General features: G+C 27.4%; 9 protein-coding genes and 2 pseudogenes. 4 read left to right on the top strand and 7 right to left on the bottom strand.

Annotation, left to right across the window (positions count from 1 at the left end):
• Positions 1–113 precede the first annotated feature (113 nt).
• Positions 114–1,232, bottom strand: coding sequence for an amidase domain-containing protein (locus tag BSD9I1_RS09040; protein ID WP_186430068.1), 1,119 nt, complete (start codon positions 1,230–1,232; stop codon positions 114–116).
• A 220-nt stretch (positions 1,233–1,452) separates the two neighbouring features.
• Positions 1,453–2,478, bottom strand: a pseudogene (locus BSD9I1_RS09035) (FAD-dependent oxidoreductase); the annotation flags it as partial.
• 6 nt (positions 2,479–2,484) lie between these two features.
• Here BSD9I1_RS09035 and BSD9I1_RS09030 point away from each other — a divergent pair.
• Positions 2,485–2,943, top strand: a complete 459-nt coding sequence (locus tag BSD9I1_RS09030; RefSeq protein WP_242966474.1) for a helix-turn-helix transcriptional regulator — start codon at positions 2,485–2,487, stop codon at positions 2,941–2,943.
• A 317-nt stretch (positions 2,944–3,260) separates the two neighbouring features.
• Here the strand turns inward: BSD9I1_RS09030 and BSD9I1_RS09025 are convergent.
• A pseudogene (locus tag BSD9I1_RS09025) lies at positions 3,261–3,398 on the bottom strand (YebC/PmpR family DNA-binding transcriptional regulator); the annotation flags it as partial.
• A gap of 385 nt (positions 3,399–3,783) precedes the next feature.
• Between BSD9I1_RS09025 and BSD9I1_RS09020 the strand changes: the two are divergent.
• The gene (locus BSD9I1_RS09020) at positions 3,784–4,680 is read left to right on the top strand and encodes a tetratricopeptide repeat protein (RefSeq protein ID WP_186430065.1); all 897 of its coding nucleotides are present in this window, start codon (positions 3,784–3,786) and stop codon (positions 4,678–4,680) included.
• Positions 4,681–4,852: 172 nt separating this feature from the next.
• Here BSD9I1_RS09020 and BSD9I1_RS09015 read toward each other — a convergent pair whose 3' ends face one another.
• On the bottom strand, positions 4,853–5,431 hold the full coding sequence (locus BSD9I1_RS09015; RefSeq protein WP_186430064.1) for a recombinase family protein: 579 nt from the start codon (positions 5,429–5,431) through the stop codon (positions 4,853–4,855).
• A gap of 839 nt (positions 5,432–6,270) precedes the next feature.
• Complete coding sequence (locus BSD9I1_RS09010; protein ID WP_186430063.1) at positions 6,271–7,452, bottom strand: DUF262 domain-containing protein; 1,182 nt, start codon at positions 7,450–7,452, stop codon at positions 6,271–6,273.
• Between the two features lie 569 nt (positions 7,453–8,021).
• Here BSD9I1_RS09010 and BSD9I1_RS09005 point away from each other — a divergent pair.
• Both BSD9I1_RS09005 and BSD9I1_RS09000 read left to right on the top strand, forming a co-directional pair.
• The gene (locus BSD9I1_RS09005; RefSeq protein WP_186430062.1) at positions 8,022–8,966 is read left to right on the top strand and encodes an ankyrin repeat domain-containing protein; all 945 of its coding nucleotides are present in this window, start codon (positions 8,022–8,024) and stop codon (positions 8,964–8,966) included.
• Positions 8,967–9,022: 56 nt separating this feature from the next.
• Positions 9,023–9,925: an ankyrin repeat domain-containing protein gene (locus tag BSD9I1_RS09000; RefSeq protein WP_186430061.1), complete on the top strand. Its 903-nt coding sequence runs from the start codon at positions 9,023–9,025 to the stop codon at positions 9,923–9,925.
• Positions 9,926–10,219: 294 nt separating this feature from the next.
• Here the strand turns inward: BSD9I1_RS09000 and BSD9I1_RS08995 are convergent, their stop codons facing one another.
• Both BSD9I1_RS08995 and BSD9I1_RS08990 read right to left on the bottom strand, forming a co-directional pair.
• Positions 10,220–10,870, bottom strand: a complete 651-nt coding sequence (locus BSD9I1_RS08995) for a hypothetical protein (protein ID WP_186430060.1) — start codon at positions 10,868–10,870, stop codon at positions 10,220–10,222.
• Between the two features lie 360 nt (positions 10,871–11,230).
• Positions 11,231–12,895, bottom strand: a complete 1,665-nt coding sequence (locus BSD9I1_RS08990) for a DEAD/DEAH box helicase family protein (protein ID WP_186430059.1) — start codon at positions 12,893–12,895, stop codon at positions 11,231–11,233.
• Positions 12,896–12,928 lie beyond the last annotated feature (33 nt).

Below are 12,928 nucleotides of genomic sequence, written 5' to 3'. Positions count from 1 at the left end.
TATTTTATTATAGAGTTTTTAAACCAGCTGGTCAATATTTGTAAATTTACCCCATTATAAATAGTACCCTTAAATTCTATAAGGGTACTTACTATATATTTATTATATAATTTTTAATAATGAACTCGCACGAGCCAAAACTTTATTTTTTTATCACTCCATCCAAGATCCCATGGAACTTTATTTCTATCGGTATTATGGCAAGTTACTAAACTATATCCCTTGGAATCTGCTCCTGTAACTACAGAAATATGTGTAATATCTCCTTTTTTTTCATAAGCTACGAAATCTCCTGGTAAAAGTTTAAATGAAGCTTTATATACCTTTTCATAGTTTCCATATGCAATTACTGAAGCTCTTCCACTATTTATCATATATGATTTGAAACCATCAGCATTTACCCATGCTCGTGTAGCACCACCAGCATTATAGTTCCAAGCAGAATTTTTTCTAAATCCCCCACCTTCAAATAAGATTTGAGATGCAAAATTTGCACAATCTCCCCCTTGTGGGTTATAATCTCTATATTTCTTATTATATTTAAATTCATATTGCTCTTCACTAGCAGCTCCGCAATACTGGTTAGCATAAATTACTGCTTTTAGTCTTCTTTCATTTAAGGTACTGAAATCTCTAGCGCTTTGACTTAATATATGTTGTTTTATAGCATCACTATTTTTTAGTTTATCTAAATCAAGAGAGTCTGCAAAAGGATCCGTATACCATTCCTTTGTAATGATCCAAATTCCTTCTCTATTTGTAAGTTTCATATAATGATATGTTCCAATTCTTGAAGTATTTATTATATCTGGTTGATCTTCATATATATATTTGTATTCTGTTGAGCATAATACATTAGCTGAAAAACTAGTACCGTCCCCATTGATTCTTCTTACTACTACACTAGGCACTATATCTGTAAATTTTATTCCTTGTTTTGCACCCCAGTTTTCGATATATTTAATTTTCTTTTTTTCATGTTCATATGCCCAAGTACCATACTTAGTATTGGTGTCATAAATAGATTCTATGAGTTCAAAGTCTTTACTTATTATAGCCTTATTTCTATCTTGAAAAATTTGCTCTATAACTTTTTTTACCTCTTCATTTGAATAGGTATTAGAAGCATTAACTTTATTAAATTTACATAAATATATCAATAATAATAAGGATATTAAGCAAAATAACTTTATAATAATATTCTTATTTGTATTACATCGAGAAAAATTCATAATGTATTCTCCTTTTCGCTTGTAATCTCACTATATAGTATTTCACATAAGCTTTTATTTTAAAGTAGAAATATAAACCATAATTATATAATTTATCAATTAAAAAAATATAAATTCAAGCAAAAAATCCATGCTAATTAAAATTTAAAATTAAAAATTAGCATGGATTTTTTACTTAAATAAATATAAATAAATATATATATTTATTTATTTGTTATATCTATATGAGTTTTTGTGATAAAACTCCACTTAGACTTAGTTTTTCTATCCTCTTTTTTATTTCCTCATTATCTATGCTGTAAAGTCCTATTTCCTGCATTCTCTTAAAGTATTCTGCTCCAGCTAATGTATATCTATTTCTTCTTCCTTCCTTAGTAAGTAGTTTACAATTTGCATAGGATATAATATCTCCTATAGCTGTAGACTTAGGAAGTATCAAAAGAGGCATTCCCAAAAGATATCTAACTGCGTTGTGACCTGCGAGACTTCCTGTACACATAGCTTCAGTATGACCTACAAATAATCCACTCTTTTCGCCTGCACAAAATAGATTATCTATACCTTTAACTTTCATATCGTCGGTCCTTGGGGCTACAGAGAGGTACCTTATAGAGTTTCCTTTTCCACCTGCATAAGGATCCATAAATCTTGCATATTCTAATCCTTTTATTTTTCTAAGCTTTTCTAGTGGATAAAAAGGAGTCATAAGTTTAATGTGACCTGTATCTAAAAGTATTATATTTTCTGCAAATTCCTTTAAAGCATACTGTTGACAAACCTTTAGCTTTAATTTATCCATATTTATATCTTCTGGTGGTACCTGAAGAACTACTGCACCTTTTTCTTCTATTTCTTTTAAAAGCTCAGGTGATATACTTTCTTTGCAAAGTTTACAAGAACCACTAAATGCTCCGTATACATCTTCTTCTCTTTCTCCTTGTAAATCTTCAACTCCTGCTCTAGAGCTTAAACTTACTCTAGGTCCAAAGGCAGGACATCTCAATATACACATAGAACATCCATTACCATATCTTAAGCAATTTCCCATAGGTCCTGTAGAACCTGTAGTTTCTATAAATACATCGCCCTTTACATAACTTCCATCTGCAAGATATATTCCTAATATTTTATTCTTTTCTTTTTCTACATCTACTACTCTGGAGATTAAATGAATCTTTACTCCTATGCTTTTTAAAAATGCTCTAACTTCAGGCTCGATTTTATTTACATCATAAAGCCATGCATGAGCAAGGTGTATAGTATTGCGACATATACTCAGGAGTTTAGTTTTAAATTAATAAGTTCACTATATCTTGTTTATCCATTTTTAAATACTGATACTATTGGGATCAGGTTATGGAAAATAAGAAAACAGAAAGGACTTTCACCAGATTGCATTGCTGAAAAGATTGGACTTCACTATCAAGGAGTTATATCTCTTGAGAACGGTGCTTCATATCCTTCCCCAAAAGTGCTATTAAAATTATATGAATTATTTGGAAATGATATTATCTGTGATGATTATTCTAGTTTTATAGTTTCTGACCCTGCAAAACAATTTAAAGAATGGAGGGCTACTAAAAAGATTAGCATTGATGAAGCTGCTCAAATTTTAGCCACGAGTTCTAGCTCATTGTATAGTTGGGAGAATAAAATATCTTATATAAGTAAAAAAAGTTTTAATAAGATAAAAAACAAAATAATATTTTAGAAATTAACAACCAAATTTCATTGCTGAACTATAACTCACTTTTATTATAGTTCAGCAATTTTTTTCAATAATTTTGTACCTATATATTTAAGTTAATATATAACTTTTTTTCATAAGGATTAAGTGAAATGGAATTTATTTAAAACTCATATATCTCGTAAACTAAAACCTAAAAGGAAGAATTACAATTCGCAAAATCATCTCTAGAGCAATATATATTCACGACATTCTTTAGCCTAGTCAGACCTAGCTTGACAAAAGGATGTGATTCGGCCCCTTCATAAACTTATAACTAATTTAGCCGAAGTATATTCTTTCTAATGTCGGTATACATCTTGAACGTCATCATCATCTTCAAGTTTATCTACAAGCTTTTGGAATAACTCTGAGTCTTCCATTGAAAGACTAACTGTTGTGTCAGGAATCATAGTTATATCTGCTGATAAGAATTCAAAATATATCTAAATGTATGTATGTCATTACAGACAAATTTTATTTATATACATATAAATGTAGTATACCATCACCTACCAATTCTATGCAACCATTGTTTTATTATTAAAAATCCCTAAATAAATAATTTAGAAATATATCTTTGTATCTGTGAAAAATAAACTTGGGGTGTAGCTGGATGTATTAAGCCTTGCCTTGTAATATAAGAGTATTAAAATAATGTTTTTATACCTCCCTATAGTCTCTTTAAATTCAATTAAAGCAGAAATCTAACTGACATATTTCTGTTATCACATCACCTTATTTACCATTAAATGTATATATAGATGTAACTTTATGGTATAATATAGAATAAGATTTTATTCATATAAAAAGGAGATTGTGACAATGAATATCAATAGAAAAAGTATTACAATATTAATAATATTATTAGGTAGTATTATTTCAATAACTTATATAAGCTTAAATTCTTCAAAAATAAAACAAGCGGATGCATTAATGGCACAAGGAGATTATCATAAGGCAATAACCATATACGAACAAGTACTAGGTGGTTCTTATAATAAAAATATTAAATCTAAGATATCTAAAGCAGCAGCATTACAATTATCAACAGAAGCTTTCAATGAAGGCATGAATTATTTTAATAACAAGGATTATAAAGAGGCATTTTCATTCTTTAAAAATGTAATTAAAGAAGATAGTAAGAATTATGAAATTGCTTTTAAAAAAACTGAAGAAGGTAAAAAGCTGTTTGTTGCAGAAATGATTCAAAAGGCTAAGGTTGCTTCTACTAGTACAGTTAATAAAGATTATTTTAATACATTAGAATATATAAGTAATGGTTTGGAAATAGACCCAAATAATAAAGCACTACAAGATTTACGTGATAAATATAATAAAGAAAGAGATGAATATTTTCTTGCTGTAGCTGAAACAGATAACAAAGAGAAAGAAAAAACACAAAAGGCTGAAGCTGAAGCCAAAAAGAAAGCACAAGAAGAATTAAATAAAAAGTATGAGCCCCAAAAAGTTGTAGATAGTAATGGTAAGCAGATGTGGAAAATATATATAGGGAGTACTAGACTGCACTTCAAAGGCACTTATAAAGGAACAGGAAATTTTATAGTAGAGCTATTAGACTCTAATCAAGATTTAGTTGAGGTAATAGCAAACGAAATAGGAGATTTTGTATCTGATAAAACAGTTCAAGTTCCATATCAAGGATGGTACTATCTTAAGGTATATGGTTCTGAAGGTAGTTATAGCTATACTTGGCAATAATAATAATAATAATAATAATAATAATAGATATATAAAGGGCAGAAATGCTCTTTTTATTTTTTATATAAGTATTACACTTAATAAATATTTAATTTAAACATTTTATAAAATATAGTAAATATAGCTTATTATGTGCCTGTAGATATGTAATTTATACGATAAAAAAGAAGGTCTATTTTAAACCTTCTTCATACTGCTTTACTAATTTATAGAATGTAGTTTTCTTTAAGTCTAATATTTTCATAACATCAACTGCTTTTATGTTTCTAGCTTTCATCATCTTATAGTATTTATCCCATTGTTTAGGATACTCAATAGCCTTCCTACCTTTATACTTGCCTTCTTCCTTTGCTACTGCTATTCCTTCTGCTTGACGTTCTTTAATATAATCTCTTTCTAGTTGTGCTACTGCTCCAAATACTGTTAGCATAAATATTCCTGTTGGTGTTGTAGTGTCTATAGCCTCTTTAAGTGATACAAAATTAACTCCTTTATTGTTTAGCTGCTCTATTAAATCTAAAAGATCTTTTGTATTTCTTGCAAACCTTGAGATACTATCAACGATTAATTTATCACCTGTCTTTAATACTGCTATTAAATTTTTCAATACAGGTCTATCCGTAACATTCTTGCCACTAACCTTTTCTATAAATACATTTTCTGAGGGTATACTATGTTCCTTTGCTTTTACTTCCTGTCTTACTGTATTTTGTTCTTTAGTTGATACTCTGATATAAAAATAAGTTGCCATTTGTGACCCTCCGTTTGTTTTATCTCATGGTTTAATTATACCAAAAGTTCGTTTGAAGTCAATTTAATTTACGAACCATTCTTGCATATTTTTATACGGTATAATCACCCTTTGGAGGTAGTTCATATCAATCTGTTTGAAGTATACCCTAAATGAACTATTAATTACATAAGAAACAAAGCATTAAAATTTTAAATTATGTCTTGTTTCTAAACATTAGTACATATTCGCTAAACACTCCATAGTCTCTTTTAATAAATGATCCTGAACTTTCGGCATATTTATAGATAATATAAATACTGTTTAATTGTTTTACTAATCATACGTATTAATTTTTAAGTATAAAAATTAATTTTATTGTTCTACACCTCAAAAACATATAAGATCCACTTAAAAATATTAGTTTAAACCTAAAAATGCATATATGGAAGGAATTGTCCTTATTTCGTAATGAACATAAATGAAAATTGTATCGAATGGCTAACTCTTTATAACGTATTATATATTATTATCATTGCTTTTATTATAAACTGACACTATACTCTGTAATCGTAGTAAATAACCTTGGTATTATTAATTTGCATAGATAACTTTGAAAAATTCCAAAAATAAGTAAGTAATATAGGCAATACTGATTCAACCTCAAGAAATCTAATAGTAAAATATGATGATTTAGTGATTGAAAGCAATATCGATAATCCATTAACAGACTTGATAGATGGCAAATTAAATGCTAAAAAGAAATAAATTTCTCAAAATATGAATTAAAGGAGGCTATTTATTTATCTCCTTTAATTCATATCTTGAGAAATTTACATACTAACTTTATAATTGCTTTGTTAATTTGGAGTAACACCTGATGGATTCACTTTATTCTTAAAGTTATTTATATAGTATGATAGTATCTCCATCCTATTTTTAACTCGATTAAACGAATGCCCACCTTTTGAAATAAGAGCAATTAAACGGAATTCCTCAATAACTTCATTAGAATATCCATTAAACGCTAATTTAACGCTATCTGCTTTTGCCGAACTAAAGGATGATAGTTTTTCATTTACAGAATCTAGTGCCTTTAGCTTGTCTTTTGTATCCTCAGTAAAATCAACTAAATTTAATGCAGTTAGCAAGAGAAAAAATTTCATTAATCGTGCATTAGATTTAATATATTTTATAGAAATATCAATATTATCAGTAATAAAGTTTATTTGATTAATTAAAAGTGAGCATTGTTCTTCTACTAAAGGAGAAAGATCTTTGCATTCCGATGAATAATTCAGTACAACCTTATCAGTGACTCCAAACCCTATTCTACCATCTAATAGTCCCAATATGCTATAAAAAACTCGATCAAATTGCCTTCTACTATTATCAAAATCCACCTTCTGTAGAAATAAACTTTTATCTTTAAGCTGATTTAAGTAGACGTCTAAAGCTGTCTCAGGAACTGAATTAATAATTTCACCTGCACGTAATCTTTCCTGATTTTGTAGGAATCTAAAATATTCAATAATTTCATCATCGCTAGCATTTGTAATATTTGTAATAGAGATATTATATGCATTAATATTTCCCTTTATTATTTCTGGAAGTTGCTCATACCTAAGTGATGTTTTACCTTTATTATTTAATCTTTTTTTTAATTTCAACAACAATGGATCTTGGTCATCTCCCATATATTCAACAATATACTCTATTATTTTTCTTGAATAATCACCTTGAATAACATAATCATTTTTAGTGAAATTAAATATAGTTGTTAATCTCTGTTGACCATCAACTACTTCTTGCATTGCCCCCTTTAGATTACGTTCATTTCGAACTCTTAGACTAATGTTTCCAATTGGATATCCTTTAACAATACTATAGATGAGTTTGTCCTTAAATTCACTACTCCAAATATATCCCCTCTGATATACTGGCTTTAAATCAATACCATCTCTTTTATTATAATTAAGAATTTGATTAGATATGGTCTGAATAGGTCGAGAATCGAATGAAAACGCCATCATTAATCCCATGATAATTTCTCCTTTATTTCAATATTTTATCATTATTTATTATAGAATATACTACCATATAAATTTAAAAATATCAATAGAGTCTATTGATATTTAGCGATATATTTAAAATAAATACATAGAGTCTAAAGAAATAACCCAAACATATGTTAAAGTTACTTTATGAGATAATAAAAAAAGATTAAAGTATTTTTGCATTTAAAAATATATTCAGCCTACTATTTTTTATATAATATGCTTCGACACTCCTTCGTAATTATATCGAAATTAAACCATTAAAAGTTCCTAAAATCATTCTATAATAAGGCTTCCCACTGTCTTGTAGGTAATATTGATTAAATCATTTTAGCCCTCTCGAAATTCGATATCAGCCTTACATATCAACACTTTATGATACTTTTCTATAAACCCTTTCGTAACTAACATTTTTATGTGAATAGATGTCTTAAATTCACAAATTATGTCTTAATTTTTACTTATTACCTGTAATTTACTTTACAAGAGAGCAAATCCATACTAATATTTTATTATAAGTAAACTTATGTAAAATAGCTTTAGGAGGAGACACAATGAATAAAAAAATCATTATACTTATTTTTTTGCTTACATTTTTATGTACATTCACAGGATGTACAAGCCAAAAACTTACTGATGAGTTAGTTAAAAGTGTTGGAGAAGATCAAATAACTAAAGTAGATGAACTACTAAAAAATAATGGGAACAGAATAAATATAAATGTGTTAGATGAAAATGGCAGATCTTTGCTTATGAATGCAATAATTAATAGAAATGATTTTGTTACTTTATATGCACTTATAGATAATAATATAAAACTAAATATACAAGATAAAGATGGAAAGACAGCCTTAATGTATGCAGCACAATATAATGATAGCTATCTTATAGACTATATGATAAAAAAAGGCTGTAACATTAATTTAAAAGATAAAGAAAATAATACAGCTCTATTGTATTTATTAAAAATCGGGCATGACAAAGGTATTGTTACAACAAATATCTCGAATAGCTTTTCTTATTTAATAGGTGCTAATGCTGATGTAAATGTACAAGATAGGGATGGTAAAACGCCTCTTATTTATGTGGCCTCAAATATATATACAGATGAAGGCTCACCAACTGTTCCTTCTGATAAGAGAGAAACATATATATCACGTCTTTTAAAAGCTGGAGCAAATGAAGCAATAATAGATAATGAGGGGCATGATTATCAATATTATAATCAAAAGACACAAACTGGAATCTCAAGGATGGAAGATGCGCTAAAAGCTAATCGACTTAACGAAATCAGAGAATCACTAGGGCTTTCCGTAAGCGATGAGAAAAAATCTCCTAAAATAGGTATGACAGCAGATGAGATATTAAACTCCACTTGGGGTAAACCTAAAGATATAAACAAGACAACTACAAAGTATGGAACATCTGAACAATGGGTCTACGATTTAGGAAAATATATTTATTTAGAGGATGGAATAGTAACTGCAATTCAACAATAATTTTTATTTGAATTATCATAAGTGAATTTATGAAAATAACTTTAGGGGGAGACATAATGAAAAGGAAAATATTTAGTGTATCTATCTTTATGTTTATATTATTATTTGCATTTACAGGATGTGCAACAAGCAAAGAGGTTACTAAGGATTTTACTAATGAATTAATAAAAAGCGTGCAAGAAAATCACACTTCCAAAGTAGAGCAACTATTAAAGGATAACCCAAATGAAATAAATGTAGATATCTTAGACGAAAATGGTAAATCCATACTTATGAATGCAATAATTGATAAAAAAAATGATGCTATTTTATATTCATTAATAGATAGTAGTAAGAACTTGAATATTCAGGATAAGGATGGGAATACAGCATTAATGTATGCAATACAAAGTAATACCAATCCTTATATTATAGAATACATGGTAAAAAAAGGCGTAAATGTCAACCTTAAAAATAAAGAAAATAATACAGCACTATTGCTTTTATGCACATCAAAATATGACTCTAATATAGATAATATAACTAAGATTATGGAGTATTTAATAACTGGTAGTGCAGATTTAAATGCAAAAGATAAAGATGGCAGAACTCCTTTAATTAATGCGGCTGCAACCATATATAATGATTGGACTAGAGAAGAAGTATTACAGTATCTTATAAAGTCTGGTGCAGATGAAAAGATAAAAGATAATTATGGGTTTGACTACAAATACCATCTCAACAACACAGTAAGATACGAAACAAAAAAAGAAAAGGAATTAAATAAAACTCCTATATTTTCATCACCTGTATCTCCTAAAATAGGAATGACAGCAGGTGAGGTATTAACCTCTACTTGGGGGCAACCTGAGGATATAAAGAAGACGACTACAAAGTATGGAACATCTGAACAGTGGGTTTATGACTTGGGTAAATATATCTATTTAGATAATGGAATAGTAACAGCAATTCAACAATAATATGCTTTTAGGGGGAATCATTTTTGATTCCCTTATTATTTTACGTCTATTTGTGTTATAGGTTCTTATAATTTTATATATCCTTGTTACCATTTAAATAATCATCAGATTTAAAATATAAGCTAATTCTCTACCAAACATCAGCGTTTATAGCCCATTTAAAGTCCCTCTGCTACCTTAACAATAAAATTTATGTTTTATTGAATTAGTTATTGTAATAATTTTGCAATCTTTACATTTAAACTTCATATTTTAACTTCCTTTTACCTTTTATAAAAAAATAGATAGCACCTATTAAAATATAGATACTATTCCTTGAATAATACTATTATAAATATTCATCAAAACTTCTTTTTCTTGAATCATACCTATTACAGATGAAATAAAGCCTATTAAGCTAATCATATTCTGAATAAAGTAATAAACCACATTATGCTTTATTTTATGATACATATTAGCAGATATTATTCCTAAACTGTTAAGCATAAATAACGGTATGTTAAATACAAATCTGAATCCCTCTGCGAATAATATTAAAGGATTTTTTAACTTGTCTTTTGATCTTTCAATTTTATTATTACACTCACCTAAGTATATTAGTGTTGCTTTCAATGCTAAATTTAACTCCTCGTTTGTTATGCCTCCATTATAATTTAAAATTATATCTATAATACTATAATTATTATATATGTAATTAGCAAAAGGCGGCTTATAGCTAAAATTTCCGTAATCGCCCATTGTATCGGAAAGTTTTGTTATATTATTCAATATGTAAGTATACTCTCCATCCTTTATATTACCTTTTAATGTGTTACTAAGCTTTAAAGCATATTCATTAACAAAATTATAATCTTGAATGTATTTATGAATTTTACATATAATTTTTATAAGCCCTATAATTATAAATCCTAACAAAATAATACTCATTAATATCTTACTATTCAATTTATAATGTCATCTCCCATGATTTTATTACAGTTATATTATACCATATTTATTTTAATAATTTTAAAACTTTGTTCGGCAGTTAATTAGCTGTGATAGTAAATTTTGTACTAACTGTTCATGAATATTGTTTTTACTTGATTCCATTACCTATCTATTTTGTATACACATCTTGCCCCTTCGTTAATGGCTAAAGCCAACGCCCCAGAGGGGCTTTACCGCACTCAAAATCCTTGTGAATTTCTCGTGTATTATGTTCCTTTTTGCTTAACTTATCACAATATATATTCACACCCAACTTTTACTTAATAATTAATAATTAATAATTATAATTTTACAGTAAAACATGGGTGTAATATATCAAATCATTTTGCTTACAATAATATAGTTTTTTCTAATTCTTTTTCCATCAACTATTCTATCTTCCCTTTTAGTTTCACTAACTACATAAGGTAAATTTAATTGTTTTGTTAATATACTTTGTATTGTAGAACGCTTTAATTTTTTAGTTCTATAATCAACATCTTTAGATATTGTAAGTAATTCTTTGATAATTAAATCAGATAACTTTTGCTGTTCTTCACAATATAATCTTTTATCTAACATAGTATTTAAGTAGTTTTCCAATGTTTCAATATCGTCTTGCAAAATTACATCTTCTAATAAGTTACTTTCATCAAATGTATGTTTCAAATTTAACCACTTCAATTGTTCTTTTATAAACGCAAAGTTGCAATCCTTTTTAAATTTTTTAACCATTTCTTCCGCAAAACATTTATCTATATCTAATCTTAAATCACCAACCTTATTTATGCTCCATTGACCATTTTCTTTGTTTCTATAAAACAAATCATTTAGCTTTCCAATAGAATCTAAATTATTATCATATTTTCTATTAAACAAATTGTTTTCTTCACTAAACAATATAACCTCTTGTTTCTTCTTATTGTAAAGTTCAAGTTTCTTTTCAAAGCTTTTTTTATATCTTGTATTTATATATAAATTAATTTCTTGCGCATTATTAATATCAATTCTTTTTCTTCCTAGCATTTGAATAAAGGTTATTTTATCCCATGCCATAATAACTATATTAGTAACTTTGTCATCATTTATATTAATTCCATTATCCATGGCCTTTGTTGTTATTAATATTTTGGCGTTAAATTTACTATTATTAACTATATTTTTCACTTCATCATTCTTATCTCCTGCCTTAATGATAGTGCATAGTTCTTTTCCAACTGCCTCTATTATTGCTTCAGCATCATTTAAATTAGATACAAATATCAGCCATTTATCATTAGTTTTGTCGTTTTTTATAACTAAAATTAAATCCTTTAAATTCTTAAAATATTTGGTATTAACATAGCTATAATCTATACCAGTCGTATAATTCCATATTCTAGGTTTTCTACTACTCCAATATTTATTAATACTAATAGATATTGGTTCATCTATTTCCTCCATAGTTGCACTAATAAATATTGTGGTACTACTAAAACTAATATTCTTTATAAGTGCCTCAAATGCTAATCTACACTTATTATTAAAAGCTCCATCTGCAAATATATAATGACACTCATCTAATACAATATAATCATAGCTTCCAATTTGATATTTTTTATCTATATTATATTCAGCATCTAACATATTACTTTGAATTGAATGATAGCTTGTTATTGTTATATTATTTATAGTCGTTATACTATCTATAGCATTAATGTCTAATATTCTATTTCCTTCATCATCTAATTCATATTCATTATTTTTATTTTTTAAATATGGTATTTCCTCACCAAATTGAAACAATAAATCTTTTTTTAATTGTCTTTTTAAATTTGTTCTATTGCATACATAAATTAATCTTTCATAGCTTTTTAAATATGGAATAAGAGTATTTTTAATAAAAAAAGTTTTTCCCGTTCCCGTTTGTGCTTGTATTTTAACTATATCTCCATGTTTCCATAATTTATATTCGTCCCCTATTGTATCTGCAACCCATTTTAAATTTAGTTTTTTATTCATAATTACTTTCCCTCTCCTTAATATTCTTCAAAA

Origin of the sequence: Clostridium sp. BSD9I1 (assembly GCF_900185645.1) — a bacterium.
In the GTDB taxonomy this organism is placed as follows: domain Bacteria; phylum Bacillota; class Clostridia; order Clostridiales; family Clostridiaceae; genus Clostridium_AK.
This window is presented reverse-complemented; position numbering and strand designations above follow the sequence as displayed.